Consider the following 19728-nt stretch of genomic DNA (forward strand, 5'->3'; position numbering starts at 1 on the left):
CCAGGGGTTTCAGAAGAAGACCTTGGCGAGACCGAGCGCGCCCTGGCGCCACGGGTCGCGGCTGGTCCGGCCGGCACCGGGGGCCGGTCCGCTGCCCCGCCGCTGGGTGCGCCACCACTCGTACGTCCGCAGGATGGCGTCCTGGTTCGACTGCGCGGGGCTGAAGCCGAGGCGTTCCCGCGCACGGCTGATGTCGACGTACGAGTCGTCGAGGAGCTTGAACAGCAGGCGTCCGTACACCGGGGAGAGCCGTGCGCGTTCCAGCGTCCGCAGGGCCGCGAGCGCGGGGGCGGCCGGCAGCGGGACGACCCGTTTGCCGTGTCCCGCGGCGTCGAGCACCGCCTGGAAGTCCTCCCGCAGGGTGCCGAAGCGTGCCGCGCCCAGGTTGTAGACGTCGTTGGCGGTCTCCGGGTCGGCGTGGAGCGCGAGCATCACCGCGTCGACGAGGTCGTCCATGCCGAACATCTGGATGCGTACGTCGCCGCGGCCCAGGACGGGGAAGTTGCGGCGTTCCTCGGCCCATTCGAAGAGCATGGAGAACAGGCCCATCCGGCCGGGTCCGAGGAACGTCTTGGGCCGCAGCACCGACACGCACATGCCCCGGCCCCGGAACTCCTCGCAGATCTCCTCCGCTTCGGCCTTCGCCCTGCTGTACGGGTCGACGGGCTCGCGCGGGTGTTCCTCGGGGGTGGGCACCTGTTTGGGCAGCCCGTAGACGGCGGTGGAGGAGATGTGCACGACGCGCTCCACACCGGCCCGGTGGGCGGCGCCGAGGACGGTACGGGTGCCCTCGACCGTCACCGAGCGGATCTGGTCGGCGGGGTAGCTGGGCAGCGCCGCCGCGCAGTGCACGAGGGCGTCCGCGCCGTCCAGGGCGCGCCCGATCGCCGCGCCGTCGCGGATGTCGGCCACCACGTGGCGGGAGCCGGGCGGCGGGGCCGGGTCGTCCCGGACGTCGAGGCCGGTGGCCCGGTGCCCGTCGGCGGCCAGCCGGGCGACGAGGTGGGAGCCGAGCATGCCGGCCGCGCCGGTCACCAGGACGTTCAGGCCCATCGGGACACCGCCTTGTCCTTGAAGAAGGCGGCGAGCAGCCGGTTCATGCCCTTGGCGAGGGTCCTGTCGAAGGCGTCGAGGAAGAGCTCCACCTCGTCGGGGCCCGCGACCAGGCAGGGGGCGACCACCAGCGGGCTCCTGCCGTTGAGCGTGTAGTACAGGTACACGTCGTGGTCGTGGTACATCGCGTTGATCACGGCGCAGGTGATGACCTTGGTGCGGAGCAGCGGGTCGCGGGCGAGGCCGCCCGGGGCCAGTTTGGCCGCCAGGTCGAGGACCTTCGGGCCGCCGTCGAGGAAGACTCCGTACAGCGCGCCGGCTCCGCGCACGTCCGCGATGATGTCCGGGTACTGCTTGTGCAGCCGTTCGAGACCGGGGGCGAGGACCCGCTCGATGGCGCGGGCGCGGGCGGGGTAATCGTCCTCGACGGCGATGTTGACCGCCTCGACGGCGGTGGCGGTCTCCTCGCCGAAGCCGTAGTAGGTGGTGCTGGTCGACTGGAGCATGGCGTCGCCGAGATGGTCGTACGCCTTTCTGAAGACGGGTTCCCTGGCCACGAAGGCGGAGATGGAGGACTTGCCGCCGCCGAAGGACTTCGAGGTCGTCACGACGTCCGGGAGCAGTCCGGGATAGCGCATGAAGTGGAAGAGGCTGCCGGTCTTGCCCCAGCCGGTGTAGATCTCGTCGAAGATCAGGACGATGTTCTCGGCGGTGCACAACTCCCGCAGCCCGCGCAGGAATTCCTCCGAGCACCAGGTCATGGTGGAGGCGGAGAAGGGCTCGATCAGGATCGCGTACACATCGCAGCGGCCCTTGGCGTCACGGGCGGCGGCGACCGCCTCGCGCACGGAGTCCAGGTCGCCGTAGCCGAAGGTGGAGACGCCGGGTATGCCGGGAAAGGTGAAGGTGCTCTGTGCGCTGCCGGTGAGGCTTCCCGACCCGAGCAGCTTGCCGTGGAAGCTGATGTCCGCGTGCAGGATCTGCGCTCTGCGCCCGCCGTGGTACTTGTACGCGAGTTTCACCGCGCCCTCGACGGCCTCGGCGCCGGAGTTGGGGAAGAACGACATGTTCAGGTCGCCGGGGAGGAGTTGGGCGAGGTTGTGGCCGAGCGCGGCGACGTACGGCGAGAAGTAGGTCTTGTGGACCTCCATCCGGCGCTGTTCCTGGAAGCGTTGGCGTACGGCCAGGATGCGCGGGTGGTTGTGCCCGTGGTTGAGCACTCCGACGCCGCCGGTGAAGTCGAGGATGCGGCGGCCGTCACGGGTGTGGATCCAGGAGCCCTCGGCGTGGCTGACGAGTTCCCGGCCGAAGCCGAAGGAGGTCATCAGGGACACCTGGCTCTTGTTGACATGGGAGCGGTACAGGTCGTGCACCTGGCGCAGCGGCATGTCGTCGCAGTCGTCGACGGTGAGCAGGGGCTGTGCGTCGGAGGTCACGGTGCTCCTTTCTGGAGCGCGGGTCGGGGCGAGGCGGTGGGGGCGGGAGCGGGAGCGGTGAAAGCCGCGGGCGTCGGAGCCGGGGCGGTCGGGGCCGGTGCGGCCGGGGCCACGGTGGTGGAGGCCGGGCCGGTGGAAGCCGCGGCCGTCGAAGCCGGGCCGGTGGAAGTCACGGGCGTCGGGGCCGGTGCGGCCGGGGCCGGGCCCGCGAGGCGGGCCAGGAGCAGGGCCGCGCCGGTGGCGGCCACCTCGCTGAGCACGCAGACGAGCCGGCTGGCGATGACCGTGGCCGTGGCGGCGGCCGGTGGCATGACCGCGGCCAGTGGTGCGAGCAGGACGAGTTCGCGGGCTCCCCAGCCGTCCGGCAGGACGAAGGCGAGGCTTCCGGCGACCGTGGCGAGGGCGAAGCCGCCGACGCAGACCGCCAGGGAGCTCAGGACGGGGGCGCCGAAGAGCACGGCGAGCGCCCACAGGTGCAGGCCGGAGACCGCCCAGGAGGCGAAGGCCCAGCCGATGGAGCGGCGGATCGCCCGGGGCGAGCCCTCGGCGGCACCGGCCGGGCGCCGGGCGATCCGCATGACCAGGGCCACCGACCGGTTGACCCAGCCCGGCCGGGCGACGGCCGCCGCCGCCAGCAGGACGAGGGGGGCGAAGATCCATGCCCGGACGCCGAGCGCGGCCGGGGCCACGAGCAGTCCGGCCGTGGCGCCGGTGGTCATCCCGACCACGAGGCCGAGCCCGAAGGCGGCGATCATCCGGTCGGGCGCGATACCGATGCCCTTGCCGAGCTGGATGTGGGCGAGGACGCCCCAGATCCGTCCCGGTACGAATTTGCTGATGACGCCGATGAAGAAGATCCGGGCGGCGTCCGTCGTCCGCACGGCCGGGCCGCCGTCCACGACGAGCACCTTCCACGACAGCATCGACAGCACCAGGCCCGCCGCGTTGGCCAGCAGGGCGGCGAGGAGCAGGAACACACCGCCGGGCCTGCCGGACGCCTCCGCCACCTCCGCACCCGCCCCGCGCAGCGAGCCGCCGACGGCGAAGGAGGCGGCGGCGATGAGGGCGACGGCACCGGTGAGGCGCAGGAGGCGGGTGCGCCGGGAGGCCGTCACGGGGCGACCGCCGCCTCGGAGCGCTCACGCCGCCGTCGCCGTACGGAGGGCCCGAAGCGGGGGTCCACCAGCCAGCGGACGCCGCCGTGCACGGCACCGAGCACCAGCGCCAGATGCACGGTGAAGTGGACGGCGGTGAACCAGAGGAGGAACGCCGGTCCCTTGCGCCGGGCCACGAAGCGGGAGAGCCCCGGGTCGGCGACGGCGAAGCCGACGGCACAGACGAGGGGCGCCAGCAGCAGCCAGGGAGTGAACAGGGCCAGCGGGAGCGTGGCCGGTACGAGCGCGGCGGCCAGCACTCCCGCGGTGCGGTTGGCCCGCAGCCCGCCGCCGCGCCGGCGCTCCACCGCGGCCACCGGGATGAGCAGTTGGGAGCGGCGGTACTGCTCGGCGAGCAGGGGCAGCAGCCGGTCCACGTCGTCGTGGCGGCCGACGACGGTCTCCGTGAGCCGGATGCGGTGGGTGGCGGCGAGCCGGTCGCTGTACTCCACGTCCTCGGAGTCGCGCAGATTCTCGTCGAAGGGGCCGGTCAGTTCGAAGACCCGGCGCTCGATCGCGGCCAGCGCGAAGAACGCGGTGCCCACGACGCCGACGCTGCGCCGGCGCCAGAAGTGCGCGTGCAGGACGTGGTAGGTCTCCACCGGGCCGTCGTCGAAGAGCGGTTCGGCGTCCAGGATGCCGTGCACACAGCCGGTCCCGGGGTCGCCGGTCAGCAGCGTGACGGCGTTCTCGATCGCGTCGGGGGCGAGCGCGATGTCGGAGTCGAGGAAGAAGAGGATCTCCCCGCGGCTCGCGGCGACACCCAGGTTCCGGGCCGCGGAGACCCCGCCGTTGTGCGGGCTGGCCACCAGGACGCAGGGGAACTCCCGGGCGATGTCCCGTGAGTTGTCGGTGCTGGCGTCGTCCACGACCACCACGTCGAGCGGGCTCAGGGTCTGGGCGTAGACCGATTCCAGGCAGGCGCGCAGGGTCTTCTCGTAGTTGTAGTTGGGGATGATCACGGACACGGTGGGGTGGTCCCGTGACATGTCGGTCCTTGTCCTTTCCGGTCGGGGAATCGGCGCGGGTCCGGGCGGCCGAGGGCGACCAGGTGCCAGCCCCCCGTCCCCGGCCCGGCGGTCAGGACGCCCAGGAGGAAGTCCAGCGCCGCCAGTTCGGCGTGGAGCGCGTCGGGGCACTCCATGAAGAGCGTGGCGGCCACTGCCCGGAGGGACCGCGCGGTGGCGTAGAGGTGGGCCGGGCCGCCGTCCCGCGGCGATGCCCCGGAGCGGTACGACCGCAGCCGGTCGGCCAGCTCGACGGCCGCCCGGCGATCAGGTCCCTCGGGCCCGGCGCGGACCAGCAGGGCGGTCACGAGGTACATGGAGGAGGCGGGTTCCGGGCGTCACCCCCAGGAGAAGCCGTTCAGTCGCCCGGAGGTGAGCACGATCGCGGACACGGTCACCGCGGCGCAGGCGACGGACAGGCGAAGCGTCATGGCGCGGAACGCACGCATGAGGGGGCTCCTTCTCGATAACAGCACGTGAATGTCGGGGACGGCGCCGAGCATGTCGCCCCGGCCGCCGCGAGGGCCATGTTTTCGGCCTGGCAGGGAGTTGCGGGGCAGCCCGCTGCCAGCGGGCGTACGCCGGGGCACCGACACACACCTGCGGCGATGCCGCGCTGGCAGGGAGCGGCCAGGCACCTTCAGGCCAGCGGCGGAACGACGCCCGCCGCGCCCGGGACGGCCCGCGCGGGGCGCCGCCGACGCGCGGATCCGCCGCCGCGCCCACATCCAACCTCTGGACTTGGTCTATACCTGCACAGGCTGTGGATCTAAGCTCACGCCCGGTATCCGCGGGACGTCCGGCGTCGGCGCCGACGTCCGCGGGGGGTCGCGAGAGCCACGCCTGTGGGGGGAGTACGTGATGTTTCAGGTACTGGGGATGGACGCGCGGACGGAATTCGTCTACCGCCTCGTCCTGGAGAGACCGGAACTGACGCTCGATGAGATCGTCCTGCGCCTGGGCTGGCCGGAGACCGAAGTGCGCGACGCCCTCGACCGTCTCGCCGAGCTCTGCCTGCTGGACCGGGACGGCGTGCAGGGCCCGGACGAGGAACCGCCCGTCTTCCGCGCCCTCGACCCGGCGGCCAGCCTGCCGTTCCTGCTCTCCCGCCGGGAGGCCGAACTCGCCCGCCAGCAGCGGAGCCTGGAGCTGGTGCGCGATGCCGTGTCCGCCCTCGCCACGCACCAGGACCGGCCCGCCGCCCGCGGCTATGACGTCATCAAGCGGCTGGAGGGGCTGGACGAGGTGCGTGAACGCCTCACGGAGCTGGCCGAGTTGGCGAGGATCGAATGCCTGTCGCTGCTGCCCGGCGGCGCCCAGTCCCCGGACACCCTGGCGGCCAGCAAACCGCTCGACCGGCAGGCGCTGGAGCGCGGGGTCCGGGTGCGCAGCATCTACCAGGACAGCTTCCGCAACGACCCGGGCACGCTGCGCTATGTGAACTGGCTCGGTGAACTCGGCGCCGAGAGCCGTACCCTTCCGGCGCTGCCTCTCATCATGGTCGTGGTCGACCGCGAGGTGGCCCTCGTCCCCCTGGATCCGGACGACCCCCGCGCGGGCGCCCTCGAACTGCGCAGCCGTGGTGCCGTCGCCGTGGCCCATCTGCTGTTCGAGGAGTACTGGGCCGCCGCCACCCCGCTCGGCCGGACCCCTCCGCGCGGCCCCCACGGCCTCACCCCGCAGGAGGACGAACTGCTGTCCCTGCTGGCGAAGGGGCACACCGACGCCACCGCGGCCCGGCGCCTGGGCGTCTCCCTGCGCACCGTACGCCGGATGAACGCGGAACTGACGGCCCGGCTGGAGGCGCGCAGCCGCTTCCAGGCCGGCGCGGAGGCCGTACGCCGAGGCTGGGTCTGAGCCGGACCCACCACGGACGAGCCGGACCCTCCGCAGATGGACCGGACCCCACCACGGATGAGCCGGCCCACGGATGGACCGGACCCCACCACGCGTGAACCGGACCCTCCACGCAGAGCCGGGCCGACGCGCAGGAACCGGATCACCCTCCCGGATGAATCGGACCGCGCGCCGGATGAACCGGACCGCGCCCGCGTACGTGACTCCCTCCGATACATCACCGTTGCCGGACGGCAATGCGGACAGGGGGACGCCGGCCGGCCGGCTCGCCCGGATTCCCTGCCCATGGCCACCGGCGGTCAGCGAGGGGACGGAGTCACCACATGCCAGAAGTCACCGAGGCGAAACCACCCACGGTCACCCCCATGAGAGTGGTGATCGCGCTCTGCCTCGTCGCGCCGTTCGTGGCGATGCTCTGGGTGGGTTCGTACGCGAAGGTCGAGCCGACGTTCATCGGCATCCCGTTCTTCTACTGGTACCAAATGCTCTGGGTGCTCATCTCGACCGCGCTGACGATGGTCGCGTACAAGCTGTGGCAGCGTGACCAGCGCGCCCGCAAGGGGGGTGTTTCCGCATGAAGGACGGCGTGAACGGCGTCGCGCTCGGCGTCTTCATCTTCTTCTTCCTGGCCGTCACGGTCATCGGTTTCCTGGCCGCCCGCTGGCGCAGGGCCGAGAACGAGGCGAGCCTGGACGAATGGGGTCTGGGCGGCCGGTCCTTCGGCACCTGGGTCACCTGGTTCCTGCTGGGCGGCGACCTCTACACGGCCTACACCTTCGTCGCCGTCCCTGCGGCGATCTACGCGGCGGGCGCGGCGGGCTTCTTCGCGGTTCCGTACACGATCCTCGTCTACCCGCTGATCTTCACCTTCCTGCCGCGTCTGTGGTCGGTGTCGCACAAGCACGGCTACGTCACCACCTCGGACTTCGTCCGCGGCCGTTTCGGCTCGAAGGGGCTCTCGCTGGCGGTCGCCGTCACCGGCATCCTCGCCACGATGCCGTACATCGCGCTCCAACTCGTCGGCATCCAGGCGGTATTGGACGTCATGGGCGTGGGCGGCGGGGAGACCACGCACTGGTTCATCAAGGACCTGCCGCTGCTCATCGCGTTCGCGGTGCTCGCCGCGTACACCTACTCGTCCGGGCTGCGCGCGCCCGCGCTGATCGCGTTCGTCAAGGACGGCCTGATCTACCTGGTCATCGTGGTGGCGATCATCTACATCCCGATCAAGCTGGGCGGGTTCGACGACATCTTCGCCAAGGCGGGCGAGGCGTTCGCGCAGAAGAACCCGGCGACCGGCCGGCCGCGCGGCGCCCTGGTCCCCGGCGAGATGGGCCAGTGGGGATACGCCACCCTGGCCCTGGGCTCGGCGCTGGCGCTCTTCATGTACCCGCACTCGATCACGGCGACGCTCTCCAGCCGCAGCCGTGAGGTGATCCGGCGCAACACCACGATCCTGCCGCTGTACTCGCTGATGCTGGGCCTGCTGGCGCTGCTCGGATTCATGGCGATCGCCGCCGGGGTCAAGGTGGACAACGGTCAGCTCGCCATCCCGCAGCTGTTCGAGAACATGTTCCCGGACTGGTTCGCTGGCGTGGCCTTCGCCGCCATCGGCATCGGCGCGCTGGTGCCCGCGGCGATCATGTCCATCGCCGCGGCCAACCTCTTCACCCGCAACATCTACAAGGACTTCCTGAGGCCGGACGCGACACCCGCGCAGGAGACGAAGGTCTCCAAGCTGGTCTCGCTGCTGGTCAAGGTCGGGGCGCTGGTCTTCGTGCTGACCATGGACAAGACGGTCGCGATCAATTTCCAGCTGCTGGGCGGCATCTGGATCCTCCAGACGATGCCGGCCCTGGTCGGCGGTCTGTTCACCCGGTGGTTCCACCGCTGGGCGCTGATCGCGGGCTGGGCGGTCGGCATGGTGTACGGGACGGTCGCCGCGTACGGCGTGGCCAGCCCCACGCAGAAGCACTTCGGCGGGTCCTCGAAGGAGATCCCGGGCATCGGTGAGATCGGCTACATCGGGCTGACGGCGTTCGTGCTGAACGTCGTCGTCGTGATCGTCCTGACCCTCGTCCTGAACGCGCTGAAGGCCCCGGCGGGGGTCGACGAGACCTCCCCCGCCGACTACACGGCGGACGTCGGCGACGCGGGCGTCCAGGCGAAGCTGCCGCCCGCGACGGTGGGTGCGCCGGGCGGTCACTGACCCCCGCAGCCGGGAAACGTGCGGGCCGTCACGTCTCCCCTGGAGGCGCGGCGGCCCGCACGCTTTCCGGTCCCCCGGACAACGACGCGGGAGCGGCCGGAACGGCCCCGTACGGCCCTCCCAGCGCGACGGGAAGCCCCTTCCCGGCCTGCCCCTGCCGGCCCTCCGGCCGACGCTCCGTCAGGGCTCAACACGCCTCGCGACACAACATGTGGGGGCTGCCTCATCGGGCGGCCCCCACATGTATGCTCGTGCTCGCTGTCGTCGCAGGGGAATCCGGTGCGAATCCGGAACTGTCCCGCAACGGTGTATTCAGTGTGCTTTTGCACACCCGAAGTCCGACGACCTGTCGACAGCGCGTCCGGCTCGACCGAACCGGACGCCAAGACGTCCGGGCCTCGCGGATGGGCCGGTGGACGCCGTACGCAGTGCTGTCCCGCTCCGGGCTTCGCGCTGCCCGGCTGCCCCCGCTCTCCGCCGGCCCCCAGCCGAGCGAGGGAAAGCCCAGTGACCATCGCGCCAGCCGATCCGGTTTCAGCCTCCGCCGTAGCCATCGAGGCGACGGAAGCCACGACCGACGCGCCGGGGACCGCACTCCTGCGGACCCTGACCGACCTCACCGTCGATCTGCCCGACACCGATCCCGGACGGGTCGCCGCCGCCGCGCTGCGCGGCCGCAACGCCCGGTCGGACGAGGCCGAGCTGCGTTCGCTGGCCACCGAGGCGGCCGCGGGCCTGATCTCCGAGGACCCCGCGTACTCCCGGCTCGCCGCCCGGCTGCTGACCCGTTCCATCGCCGACGAGGCCGCCGGACAGGGCGCGTTGTCGTTCTCCGCCTCGGTCGCCGTGGGACACCGCGAGGGCCTGATCGCCGACCGTACGGCCGCGTTCGTGGCGCTGCACTCCGCCGCGCTCGACGCGCTGGTCGAGCGGTCGCTGGCCGACGGCGCGGACGACCGCTTCGGCTACTTCGGGCTGCGGACGCTGCACAGCCGCTATCTGCTGCGCCACCCGCACACCCGCCAGGTCATCGAGACGCCGCAGCACTTCATGCTGCGGGTCGCGGCCGGTCTGGCCGAGGACGAGAGCGTGCGCGCGCTGGACGAGGTCGCGGCGCTGTACGGCCTGATGAGCCGGCTGGACTACCTGCCCTCCTCCCCCACGCTCTTCAACTCCGGCACCCGGCACCCGCAGATGTCCTCCTGCTATCTGCTGGACTCGCCCAAGGACGAGCTGGACTCGATCTACGACCGCTACCACCAGGTGGCGCGGCTCTCCAAGCACGCGGGCGGCATCGGCCTCTCGTACTCCCGTATCCGCGCCCGCGGTTCGCTGATCCGGGGCACCAACGGGCACTCCAACGGCATCGTGCCGTTCCTGAAGACGCTCGACGCCTCGGTCGCCGCGGTCAACCAGGGGGGCCGCCGCAAGGGCGCCGCCGCCGTCTATCTGGAGACCTGGCACGCGGACATCGAGGAGTTCCTGGAGCTGCGCGACAACACGGGCGAGGACCAGCGGCGTACGCACAACCTCAACCTGGCGCACTGGATCCCGGACGAGTTCATGCGCCGGGTCGACACGGACGGGCAGTGGTCGCTGTTCTCGCCCGCCGATGTGCCCGAGCTGGTGGACCTGTGGGGCGACGAGTTCGACGCGGCCTACCGTGCGGCGGAGGCGTCGGGGCTGGCCCGCAAGACGATGCCCGCGCGTGACCTGTACGGCCGGATGATGCGTACGCTCGCGCAGACCGGCCAGGGCTGGATGACGTTCAAGGACGCCTCCAACCGGACGGCCAACCAGACCGCCGAGCCGGGCCGCGTGGTCCACTCGTCGAACCTGTGCACCGAGATCCTCGAAGTCACCGACGACGGCGAGACGGCCGTCTGCAACCTCGGCTCGGTCAACCTGGGGTCGTTCGTCGTGGACGGGTCCATCGACTGGGAGCGGCTGGACGCCACCGTGCGCACCGCCGTGACCTTCCTGGACCGGGTCGTCGACATCAACTTCTACCCGACCGAGCAGGCCGGGCGCTCCAACGCCCGCTGGCGCCCGGTGGGCCTGGGCGCGATGGGCCTCCAGGACGTCTTCTTCCAGCTCCGGCTGCCCTTCGACTCCCCCGAGGCACGGGCCCTGTCGACGCGGATCTCCGAGCGCATCATGCTCGCCGCGTACGAGGCGTCCTGCGACCTCGCCGAGCGCTCCGGCCCGCTCCCGGCCTGGGCCGAGACCCGCACCGCGCGCGGGGTGCTGCACCCCGACCACTACGACACCGCGCTGAACTGGCCGGAGCGCTGGGAGGCCCTGCGCGCCCGTGTCGCGAAGAGCGGGATGCGCAACTCGCTGCTCCTGGCCATCGCGCCGACCGCCACGATCGCCTCGATCGCCGGGGTGTACGAGTGCATCGAGCCGCAGGTCTCCAACCTGTTCAAGCGCGAGACGCTCAGCGGTGAGTTCCTCCAGGTCAACGCCTATCTGGTGGACGAGCTGAAGCAGCTCGGCGTCTGGGACGCCCGGACCCGTGAGGCGCTGCGCGAGGCGAGCGGTTCGGTGCAGGGCTTCGCCTGGATCCCCGAGGAGGTGCGGGCGCTGTACCGCACCGCGTGGGAGATCCCGCAGCGCGGACTGATCGACATGGCGGCGGCGCGTACGCCGTTCCTCGACCAGAGCCAGTCGCTGAACCTGTTCCTGGAGACGCCGACGATCGGCAAGCTCTCCTCGATGTACGCGTACGCCTGGAAGCAGGGGCTGAAGACGACGTACTACCTGCGCTCGCGCCCGGCGACCCGGATCGCCCGTGCCGCGTCCGGTTCCGCGTCCGCCGCCGCCCCCATTCCCGTACAGCAGGCCCAGGCTCCCGACGCGGACGCCATCGCCTGCTCCCTGGAAAACCCCGAGTCCTGCGAGGCCTGCCAGTAATGAGCTCCAACGACACCAAGAACCTGCTCGACCCGGGCTTCGAACTGACCCTGCGGCCGATGCGCTACCCGGACTTCTACGAGCGCTACCGGGACGCGATCAAGAACACCTGGACGGTGGAGGAGGTCGACCTCCACTCCGACGTCGCCGACCTCGCCAAGCTCTCCCCCGGCGAGCAGCACATGATCGGCCGGCTGGTGGCGTTCTTCGCGACCGGTGACTCGATCGTCTCCAACAACCTCGTGCTGACGCTGTACAAGCACATCAACTCCCCCGAGGCGCGGCTGTATCTGTCGCGGCAGCTCTTCGAGGAGGCCGTGCACGTCCAGTTCTATCTGACGCTGCTCGACACGTATCTGCCCGACCCGGACGACCGGGCGGCGGCGTTCGACGCGGTCGAGGAGATCCCCTCCATCCGCGAGAAGGCGCAGTTCTGCTTCAGGTGGATGGATTCGGTCGAGAAGATCGACCGGCTGGAGACGAAGGCGGACCGCCGCCGCTTCCTGCTGAACCTGATCTGCTTCGCGGCGTGCATCGAGGGGCTGTTCTTCTACGGCGCCTTCGCGTACGTCTACTGGTTCCGCTCGCGCGGCCTGCTGCACGGCCTCGCCACGGGCACCAACTGGGTGTTCCGTGACGAGACCATGCACATGAACTTCGCGTTCGAGGTCGTGGACACCGTCCGCAAGGAGGAGCCGGAACTCTTCGACGACGCGCTCCAGCAGCAGGTCACCGACATGCTGAAGGAGGCCGTCGAGGCGGAGCTGCAGTTCGGCCGCGACCTGTGCGGCGAGGGCCTGCCCGGCATGAACACGGAGTCGATGCGCCAGTACCTGGAGTGCGTGGCCGACCAGCGGCTCACCCGCCTCGGCTTCCCCCCGCTGTACGGCTCGGAGAACCCGTTCTCGTTCATGGAGCTCCAGGGCGTCCAGGAGCTGACGAACTTCTTCGAGCGCCGCCCGTCCGCCTACCAGGTGGCGGTGGAGGGCTCGGTCGGCTTCGACGACGACTTCTGAGCGGTCCGCCGGGCCGGGTCAGATCCTGGCCCAGCTTCTGAGGTGGGGGCGCCGCGTGGCCGTGACCGGCTGCGCGGCGCCTGCCGTTCGCGGGGGTTCGGTCTCGCGTGCCCGTTCCGCCTCTCTCAGCTCACGGTCGATGCGGCGTTCACGGGCGAGCCCGACGAACGTCGGCAGCAGGAAGAGGGCGAAAACGACCGTAATGCCCAGGTAGTTCAGGAATGTGTTCATGCCCCTACTCTCGTCCGTGCGGACGGATCGCGGCAGTGGCAGGACTGTCATACAGCATCGAATTACTGCCACACTGCCGTCATGCTGAAAAATGTCGCCGTCCTGCTGCTCGACGAGGTCCACCCCTTCGAACTCGGCGTGCTGTGCGAGATCTTCGGACTCGACCGCAGCGACGAGGGCCTGCCGGTGCACGATTTCGCGGTGGTCTCGGCGGAGGGCCCCGAGCTGCGGACGCACGCCGGGTTCACCATCAGCACGCCCCACGGCCTGGACCGCCTGGAGGAGGCCGACCTCATCGCCGTACCGGCGGGCAGTCATTTCATGGAGCGGGAGTATCCGCAGGAGGTCCTGGACGCGCTGCGCCGGGCCGTGGAACGCGGCGCACGGGTGCTGAGCGTCTGCTCCGGCGCGTATGTCCTCGGCGCGGCCGGACTGCTGGACGGCCGCCGCTGCACCACCCACTGGCGGCACGCCGACGAGCTGGCCCGACGCTTCCCCGAGGCCGTCGTGGAGCCGGACGTGCTGTACGTGGACGAGGGGCCGATCATCACCTCGGCGGGCACCGCCGCCGGGATCGACGCCTGTCTGCATCTGGTCCGCCAGGCGCACGGCCCCGATGTCGCCAACGCCATCGCCCGCCGCATGGTGGTGCCACCGCACCGCGACGGCGGCCAGGCGCAGTACATCCAGCGCCCGCTGCCCCGCACCAGGTGCGACACGGTCGGCGACACCCTCGCCTGGATGGAGCGCCACCTCGACCGGGAGATGACCGTCGAGCAACTGGCCGGCCTGTCCCACATGTCCCCGCGCACGTTCGCGCGCCGCTTCCAGCAGGAGACGGGGACCACCCCGTACCGCTGGCTGCTGCGGCAGCGGGTGCTGCTGGCCCAGCACTTGCTGGAGACCTCGGACGAGACCATGGACACGATCGCCGGACGGACCGGCTTCGGCAACGCGGCGGCGCTGCGCCATCAGTTCGTACGGGCCCTCGGGACGACCCCGAACGCCTACCGCCGCACCTTCCGCGGTCCGGCCGCGCTCTCCGAGGCCGTCTGATCCATCGCGGCAGCCGCATACGGGGCCGCGCACCGGCCCGCACACGGCTGCCGCGCGCACGAAGGGGCCCCGCTCGCACGGGGCCCCTCGCTCACCGCCCTGTCAGATGCCGCAGCCGGACGCCGACCAGAAGTGGCTCGGACCCTGGTTGACGTGCACGTGGTCGCCGTGGCCGGGGTACCCGGGGCCGAGGATCCCGTTGAAGCCGTGATTGCGGGCCTGCTTGGCGAGGGTGCACAGGGAGTGCGGCCCGGCGCCGAGGTCGGCCGCGTCACCGTACATATGACGGCTGTTGGCGGCTCCGCCGACGGCCGCGTTGCAGGGGGCGGAGCGGAATCCGCTGGTGACGCGGATGGACTGGTCACCGAGGGCGTGCCGCAGGGCCTCCAGCTTCCACATGGTGCTCAGGGCGTTGGCCTTGGCCGTACCCGCGGCGACCGCCCCACCGGCCCAGGTGCTGTTGCAGGTGTTGTGCTCGCCGTACGTGAAGTGGACCGGCGTGCAGTCGTTGTCCTGGAGCTCGTAGAGCTTGGCCTGGGTGGCCGGGCCCGCGACACCGTCGGCGGCCAGACCGTAGGCGGCCTGGAAGCGCTTCACCGCGGCGGTGGTGGCCGGGCCGTACGAACCGTCGAGGGCGAGCACGGAGTTGTACCCGGGGTAGCCGGCGACCCGGATCTGGAGCTGGACGACGTCGTTGCCGGTGGCGCCGGGCGAGAGCGTGCGGGACCAGGTGTAACAGCCGTCGGCCTGCGCGGTACCGGCGGTCAGGAACACCCCGCCCAGGGTGAATGCAATGGTCATGACAAGGCCGAGCAGGACGCGCGCGGTGCGTCTGAGCATGGGGGGACTCCCTATCACCGGATGATGTTCAGGCGAGCCTGGCCCAGGAGTCGACGCGCGTCAACTCCCTCTGGAAAAGCGACAGTTACCTGCCACGAAGTCATCCCGGATGCCGGGCCGCGCGACTGCGCGCCCCCCGGCCCGGCAGTCTCCGCACCGCTCCCGCCGCTCCCGCCGCCCTGCGGTCTTGCGGTCTTGCGGTCCCGCCGCCCCGCCGCCCTGCGGTCCTGCGGTCCTGCGGTCAGGAAAGCGACGGGGGTCCGCCGCCGTCGCCGGCCACGGACCCCCGCCCCACTGCCTCACGACGTCAGCCGTTCGCGACGACCTCGTAGCGCGGGGTGCCCTCTTCCATCTGCCGCAGCGCGTCCTTGCGGTCACGCTTGGAGAGCCGGTCGATGTACAGATAGCCGTACAGGTGGTCCGTCTCGTGCTGGAGGCAGCGCGCGAAGTACCCGTCGCCCCGCACCTTGACCGGGTTGCCCTTGGCGTCCTGGCCGCGCACCACCGCGTAGTCCGGGCGGGCCAGCGACGCGTACGCCGTCGGAACCGAGAGGCAGCCCTCGTTGGAGTCGTCCAGCACCCGCGCCTCGGGCGGCAGCTCGTCCAGCACCGGGTTGCAGATGGCGCCCACGTGCCGCACACCGTCGTCGTCCGGGCAGTCGTAGACGAAGACCTTGAGGTCGACGCCGATCTGGTTGGCGGCCAGGCCCACGCCCTCCGCCGTCCGCTGGCTGGCGAACATGTCGTCGATCAGCTGCGCCAGCTCGTCGCCGAACTCGGTGACGTCCCGGCACTCCTTGTGGAGCACCGGGTTGCCCACGACCGTGATCGGACGAGAGGTGCCCCGCTCGCGGTACGCCGCCTCGCGCGCCTCGCAGTCCTCGGTGTCCACGACGAACCCTTCGTCGTCCACGCTGATCTGCTCGTCCGTCTCCTGCTGCGACATGTCCGCCGTACGCCTTCCTGCAAAACCTGATACTCGGGAAACCCGGAACCCCGGGAAACTCGGGAGACTCGGGAGAATCAGCACCGCGATCGGTGCCCGTACAGCCTACGGGCACCGCTCAGCAGACTTCTTCGAGATCCCGCCATTCCCGGCTGTCCGGACTGTCCGCGACCCAGCCGTCCAGCAGCCCGCGCACCAGCCCGGCGGGTGCCGCGAGACCGCACTCGCGCTCCGGGACCCACAGGTCACCGGCGGTGCGATGGCCCAGCGGCCCGGGGTGGCCCGGCTCACTGTGGTCGTGCGGGTCCAGATGCTCGCCGTCGCCCTCGTCACTCTCCATCCGGCTCTCCGAGCAGGCCCGGCACAGCAGCCGTACGGAGGACGACCAGTCCTCGGCGGCGAACCCGGCGTCCGAGGCCAGCTGCTCCAGCGCGTCCCGGTCCTCCTCGGTGGCCGCCTCCAGCAGCACCACCCAGGTGGGCACGGGCGACGGCGCCCACAGCTCGATCTCGTCGAAGACCGGGTACGAGGGCCCGGCGGCGGTGACCCGCTCACCGTGCGGCACCCCGTCGTGCAGGACGACCTCGCCCCAGCGCCGCCCGGAGGACGGCAGCGGGATCGACAGCACTTCCATCCGGGCCGGATCGAGTCTGCGGCCCCAGACGACCTCGGCCTCGCCCTCCGGCGACAGCCGTACCGCCGCGCTGCCCAGCTCCATGCCGGTCGGCTCGGTGTTCGACGCCGCGTTGTGCTGACCGCTGCCCGGCACCTTGAGGCCGTACGCCTGCCAGGCCCGGCGCGCCAGTGGCCAGTCCTGGAGCGCGGTGGCCGCGATCCCGACATTCCACCAGTCAGGGGCTCCGGACTCCCGGTCGAGCAGGGCGACGGCCCGCAGGCCGGCCGCTCTCGCCTGCTCCCAGTCGTGCCGGAACTTGTGCAGCAGCGCGAGATTGAACCAGGACTCGGAGAGCCAGGGCTCCAGGTCCGCCGCGCGCGTCAGCAGCGCCCCCGCGTCCTCGTACCGGCCGTCGCCGATCAGCGTGAACGCGCGGTCCGTGGCCTGCCGCCAAGACGCGGATGGCCGATGCCGTACCTTCCCGAAGATCCTCACGATTCCCGCCTGTCCCGACTGGACACCCTCTTTTTCTGCTCTGCTTTCGCATCCAACCATGCCCGGCCGGACGCCCGCTCATTACCCATGGGTTACCCACCCCGGACCGGCGTCAGACCATCGCGGGCCAGGACTCTCGCCAGCGCTTCCACCACCTGCGGCTGGTGGTCGTGGCCGGTGCCGAGCCGCAGCCGCTCCAGCGCGCCGAGCGGCCCGCTGACGCCTTCCCCGCACAGGTCGTCGTATGCGTTGGCCGTTCTGACGATCCGGGCGCTCAACGGCTGCTCACGGTACGGATCCGCCTGCCGCTCCACCACCGCGGCGACCTTCGGGTCCACCCCGGTCTGCCGGACCACGGCCCCGCCGAGCAGCGCGATCCGGCGTTGCTCGACGGTGGGAAGGGTGGCGGTCGCCCCGTCGGCCACCGGGTCGACGAGGGAGAGCTGCCCGATGTCGTGCATCAGCGCCGCGTACTCCAGCACGGTCAGCTGCGCCCCCGACAGACCCAGCTCCCGCCCGACGGCGGTGGCCAGCCCGGCGACCCTGCGGGCATGCCCGTGCGGGGTGTATCCGGCGACCTCGGTGGAGCGGGCGAGCGAGGCGATGGTCTGCCCGTAGGTCGTGCGGACGGCCGCGTACCGCCGGAAGGAGACCTGCGTCAGCAGCAGCGGTACGCAGACGACGGGCAGCGCCCACAGCCCGGCGGCGGCGACCCCGAGCGCCAGCACCGCACCGGTCGCGCAGACCGCCGAGCCTATGCCGGGCAGGCCGCGCAGCTCGTCGCGGAGCAGCGGACCGTATGGATGGCGCGTGCGGGAGCGGGCCAGGAGGGCGGCGAGCACGGCGTCGCACAGGGCGGTCAGCACGAGCAGCAGGAGCAGGAAGAGGGCGAAGTACGGGCCCTCGCCGAACCGGCGCACCACCTCGCCCGAGTTGTGGAGCGGCTGGAAACAGACCGCGGCGAAGAGGACGGACAGGACCCGCCGGGCCGGCCGGTCGAGATCGAGCCCGCGGCCACGGGCCGGGCGGGGCACCGCGGCGACGAGCTGTGCCACGACCACGACGACGATCACCTGGAGGATCCCGTGCGTGGTGGGTTCCCCGCCGCTGCGTCCGAGGAGGGCGTACCCGAGCGCCCCGGCGGCCCCCAGGGGCGCGGGCTCCCGTTCGCCCGGGAGCGAGCCCCAGCGGGCCGGCTCGCCGACGGTGATGAGGAGGCAGAAGGCGAGGGCGTGGCCCGGTTCGGCCACGCCCGCCCCCAGGGTGTGGCCGAACCCGGCGAGGGCGAGCGCGAGGGCGGCACCGCGGACGGCGAGGACGGCCGGGGGCTGCCGCGACCCGGGGAAGCGGCTCATCCGGACCGGTCCGGCGACGCGTCGAGCCCGGCTGCCGTCCTGCCGGGCCCGGCCCGCGGACCGTCGCGCCCCGCCCTCGCCCCCTGGCGCGGCACCGGAGCCGGCACCGTCTGCTCGTCGGCGGTGACGGTCGTCGCCGCGCCGGACCAGCCGTGCCGGTCCAGGGCCCGCGCCAGCGCCCCCACCATCCGCGGGTCGAACTGGCTGCCCGCGCACCGCCGCAGCTCCGCCACCGCGGCCGGGACGGGCCGCCCGCGCCGGTAGGAGCGGGTCGAGGTCATCGCGTCGAAGGCGTCGGCGACCGCGACGACCCGGGCGGACTCGGGGATACGAGCGCCGCTGAGCCCGTAGGGGTAGCCGCTGCCGTCGAGCCGTTCGTGGTGGTGCAGGATCGCGGCGCGCGCCTCGTCCAGGAAGCCGATGCCCCGGACGATCTCGTGTCCGTACTCGGGATGGAGCTCGATGACCCGGCGCTCCTCGGGGGTGAGCGGCCCGTCCTTGCGCAGTACCCGGGTCGGGACGCCCAGCTTGCCGACGTCGTGCAGGATCCCGGCGAACCGGAGCGCTTCGATCCGGCTCGCCTCCATACCGAGCTCGCGGGCGATCATGACGGAGGCCAGGCCGACCCGTTCGCTGTGTCCGCGGGTGTACTTGTCCTTGATGTCGACGGCCTGCACGAGCGCCCGGATGGTGGCGCGGTGCGCGGCGTGTTCTCGGTGGTACTGGGCGAAGACCCAGCAGGAGAGGTACATCGGCAGCAGCACGACGAGCGCGGCCGGCGGCCCGTACGAGCTGCGCCACAGGACCGCCATCATCAGCCCGGCCAGCGCGTGCACCAGGTGCGGTCCCAGCGAACGGCACAGCAGCCCGCGCCAAGCGCGGCGGAGCGGCAGCCGCTCCGCGGCCACCAGGATGGCGCCGTCCAGGGTGGTCAGGACGAGGCTGAAGACGAGAGCGGCGGCGCAGGCGGGCAGCAGCGCGTACGGGAATCCGGGCACCGCCTCCGGACCCTCGCCGCCCCCGAGCGTGGCCGGGCCGCCGAGAGCGGCGTGGACGGACGAGGTGGCCCAGACGGTGACGGCGAGCTGGGCGGCCCGCCAGATCCGCCGGACGGCCATCGGCGGCTTCTCCACCCGTCCGGCCAGCGAGCCGGGCACCGCGACCAGGGCGGCGACGGCCGGCGGCAGCAGGAACGCGGCGGCGAGCAGCAACGGAAAGAACGATCCGGCACCGACCGGCGCGGAGCTGCCGAAGAAGGGGCAGCGGCCGGGAAGTTCACAGACGAGACAGAGCGCGGTGAGGAGAGCCGACGTCTGCCAGGGAACGGCAGTCCCGGGCGCCGTCGCCGGCAGGGCGCAGAGGGCGGCGCAGAGCACCGTGGCCAGAATCAGCGCGCGCGCCGCGCCCGGTGTGCCCCTCACGTCCGCACCCGCCCCCCAGCCTGGTCAATGAAGGCGCCAGGCTAGCGAGTTGGGAGGCCCGTCGAGCCCCAACGGGTCCGATTAGCGCATTCGGGTGACACGACGTTCGGGTGACGCGAA

17 protein-coding genes and 1 riboswitch are annotated in these 19728 nt (G+C 71.8%); of the genes, 6 read left to right on the forward strand and 11 right to left on the reverse strand.

Translation table 11 applies throughout. The features are described from left to right. Positions 1-9: 9 nt before the first annotated feature. Genes A6A29_RS00605 through A6A29_RS00625 form a run of 5 tightly spaced genes read right to left on the reverse strand, consistent with a single transcriptional unit; the run spans position 10 to position 4967 of the window. Positions 10-1053 carry an NAD-dependent epimerase/dehydratase family protein gene (locus A6A29_RS00605; protein WP_073717919.1) on the reverse strand — a complete coding sequence of 348 codons (1044 nt, stop codon included), beginning with the start codon at positions 1051-1053 and terminating at the stop codon, positions 10-12. Beyond that, a complete protein-coding gene (locus tag A6A29_RS00610) occupies positions 1044-2489 on the reverse strand; it encodes an aspartate aminotransferase family protein (protein WP_073717920.1) in 1446 nt (481 codons plus the stop codon). The genes A6A29_RS00605 and A6A29_RS00610 overlap by 10 nt, the downstream gene beginning before the upstream one ends. Beyond that, the gene (locus A6A29_RS00615; protein WP_079182519.1) at positions 2486-3604 is read right to left on the reverse strand and encodes a lysylphosphatidylglycerol synthase domain-containing protein; all 1119 of its coding nucleotides are present in this window, start codon (positions 3602-3604) and stop codon (positions 2486-2488) included. Before A6A29_RS00615 ends, A6A29_RS00610 begins: the two co-directional genes overlap by 4 nt. Continuing rightward, a complete protein-coding gene (locus tag A6A29_RS00620) occupies positions 3601-4632 on the reverse strand; it encodes a glycosyltransferase family 2 protein (RefSeq protein ID WP_198952963.1) in 1032 nt (343 codons plus the stop codon). The genes A6A29_RS00615 and A6A29_RS00620 overlap by 4 nt, the downstream gene beginning before the upstream one ends. Then, positions 4602-4967: a hypothetical protein gene (locus tag A6A29_RS00625; RefSeq protein ID WP_073717921.1), complete on the reverse strand. Its 366-nt coding sequence runs from the start codon at positions 4965-4967 to the stop codon at positions 4602-4604. Before A6A29_RS00625 ends, A6A29_RS00620 begins: the two co-directional genes overlap by 31 nt. Positions 4968-5511: 544 nt before the next feature. Between A6A29_RS00625 and A6A29_RS00630 the strand changes: the two genes are divergently transcribed. The 5 genes from A6A29_RS00630 to A6A29_RS00650 all read left to right on the forward strand — a co-directional run bounded on the left by A6A29_RS00630 (position 5512) and on the right by A6A29_RS00650 (position 12648). Then, positions 5512-6507: a helix-turn-helix transcriptional regulator gene (locus A6A29_RS00630; RefSeq protein WP_073717922.1), complete on the forward strand. Its 996-nt coding sequence runs from the start codon at positions 5512-5514 to the stop codon at positions 6505-6507. Positions 6508-6830: 323 nt separating this feature from the next. Beyond that, positions 6831-7085, forward strand: a complete 255-nt coding sequence (locus A6A29_RS00635; protein ID WP_073717923.1) for a DUF3311 domain-containing protein — start codon at positions 6831-6833, stop codon at positions 7083-7085. Continuing rightward, a complete protein-coding gene (gene mctP, locus A6A29_RS00640; RefSeq protein ID WP_073717924.1) occupies positions 7082-8716 on the forward strand; it encodes a monocarboxylate uptake permease MctP in 1635 nt (544 codons plus the stop codon). Before A6A29_RS00635 ends, mctP begins: the two co-directional genes overlap by 4 nt. A 245-nt stretch (positions 8717-8961) precedes the next feature. Then, a riboswitch (cobalamin riboswitch) is annotated at positions 8962-9084 on the forward strand. 139 nt (positions 9085-9223) lie between these two features. Further along, positions 9224-11632: a ribonucleoside-diphosphate reductase subunit alpha gene (locus tag A6A29_RS00645; RefSeq protein ID WP_073717925.1), complete on the forward strand. Its 2409-nt coding sequence runs from the start codon at positions 9224-9226 to the stop codon at positions 11630-11632. Then, positions 11632-12648, forward strand: a complete 1017-nt coding sequence (locus A6A29_RS00650; RefSeq protein ID WP_073717926.1) for a ribonucleotide-diphosphate reductase subunit beta — start codon at positions 11632-11634, stop codon at positions 12646-12648. Before A6A29_RS00645 ends, A6A29_RS00650 begins: the two co-directional genes overlap by 1 nt. Positions 12649-12666: 18 nt before the next feature. Here A6A29_RS00650 and A6A29_RS00655 read toward each other — a convergent pair whose 3' ends face one another. Next, positions 12667-12879 carry a hypothetical protein gene (locus A6A29_RS00655; RefSeq protein ID WP_073717927.1) on the reverse strand — a complete coding sequence of 71 codons (213 nt, stop codon included), beginning with the start codon at positions 12877-12879 and terminating at the stop codon, positions 12667-12669. An 81-nt stretch (positions 12880-12960) separates the two neighbouring features. Between A6A29_RS00655 and A6A29_RS00660 the strand changes: the two genes are divergently transcribed. Continuing rightward, positions 12961-13935 carry a GlxA family transcriptional regulator gene (locus A6A29_RS00660; protein WP_073717928.1) on the forward strand — a complete coding sequence of 325 codons (975 nt, stop codon included), beginning with the start codon at positions 12961-12963 and terminating at the stop codon, positions 13933-13935. A gap of 102 nt (positions 13936-14037) precedes the next feature. Here the strand turns inward: A6A29_RS00660 and A6A29_RS00665 are convergent, their stop codons facing one another. The 5 genes from A6A29_RS00665 to A6A29_RS00685 form a co-directional block, all read right to left on the reverse strand. Next, positions 14038-14775, reverse strand: coding sequence for a D-Ala-D-Ala carboxypeptidase family metallohydrolase (locus A6A29_RS00665; RefSeq protein WP_073717929.1), 738 nt, complete (start codon positions 14773-14775; stop codon positions 14038-14040). Between the two features lie 307 nt (positions 14776-15082). Further along, positions 15083-15721, reverse strand: a complete 639-nt coding sequence (def, locus tag A6A29_RS00670; protein WP_073717930.1) for a peptide deformylase — start codon at positions 15719-15721, stop codon at positions 15083-15085. 118 nt (positions 15722-15839) lie between these two features. Beyond that, the gene (locus A6A29_RS00675) at positions 15840-16832 is read right to left on the reverse strand and encodes a tetratricopeptide repeat protein (protein WP_073717931.1); all 993 of its coding nucleotides are present in this window, start codon (positions 16830-16832) and stop codon (positions 15840-15842) included. Positions 16833-16924: 92 nt separating this feature from the next. Next, the gene (locus tag A6A29_RS00680; RefSeq protein WP_073717932.1) at positions 16925-18187 is read right to left on the reverse strand and encodes an HD-GYP domain-containing protein; all 1263 of its coding nucleotides are present in this window, start codon (positions 18185-18187) and stop codon (positions 16925-16927) included. After that, on the reverse strand, positions 18184-19608 hold the full coding sequence (locus A6A29_RS00685) for an HD-GYP domain-containing protein (protein WP_073717933.1): 1425 nt from the start codon (positions 19606-19608) through the stop codon (positions 18184-18186). Before A6A29_RS00685 ends, A6A29_RS00680 begins: the two co-directional genes overlap by 4 nt. Between the last annotated feature and the right edge of the window lie 120 nt (positions 19609-19728).

This window comes from Streptomyces sp. TSRI0281, assembly GCF_001905125.1.
GTDB lineage: Bacteria > Actinomycetota > Actinomycetes > Streptomycetales > Streptomycetaceae > Streptomyces.

Coding starts and splice junctions, on each gene's coding strand:
- A6A29_RS00605 (WP_073717919.1), bottom strand. CDS start 1,053: ATGGGCCTGAACGTCCTGGTGACCGGCGCGGCCGGCATGCTCGGCTCC.
- A6A29_RS00620 (WP_198952963.1), bottom strand. CDS start 4,632: ATGTCACGGGACCACCCCACCGTGTCCGTGATCATCCCCAACTACAAC.
- A6A29_RS00625 (WP_073717921.1), bottom strand. CDS start 4,967: ATGTACCTCGTGACCGCCCTGCTGGTCCGCGCCGGGCCCGAGGGACCT.
- A6A29_RS00630 (WP_073717922.1), top strand. CDS start 5,512: ATGTTTCAGGTACTGGGGATGGACGCGCGGACGGAATTCGTCTACCGC.
- A6A29_RS00635 (WP_073717923.1), top strand. CDS start 6,831: ATGCCAGAAGTCACCGAGGCGAAACCACCCACGGTCACCCCCATGAGA.
- mctP (WP_073717924.1), top strand. CDS start 7,082: ATGAAGGACGGCGTGAACGGCGTCGCGCTCGGCGTCTTCATCTTCTTC.
- A6A29_RS00650 (WP_073717926.1), top strand. CDS start 11,632: ATGAGCTCCAACGACACCAAGAACCTGCTCGACCCGGGCTTCGAACTG.
- A6A29_RS00655 (WP_073717927.1), bottom strand. CDS start 12,879: ATGAACACATTCCTGAACTACCTGGGCATTACGGTCGTTTTCGCCCTC.
- A6A29_RS00660 (WP_073717928.1), top strand. CDS start 12,961: ATGCTGAAAAATGTCGCCGTCCTGCTGCTCGACGAGGTCCACCCCTTC.
- A6A29_RS00665 (WP_073717929.1), bottom strand. CDS start 14,775: ATGCTCAGACGCACCGCGCGCGTCCTGCTCGGCCTTGTCATGACCATT.
- def (WP_073717930.1), bottom strand. CDS start 15,721: ATGTCGCAGCAGGAGACGGACGAGCAGATCAGCGTGGACGACGAAGGG.
- A6A29_RS00680 (WP_073717932.1), bottom strand. CDS start 18,187: ATGAGCCGCTTCCCCGGGTCGCGGCAGCCCCCGGCCGTCCTCGCCGTC.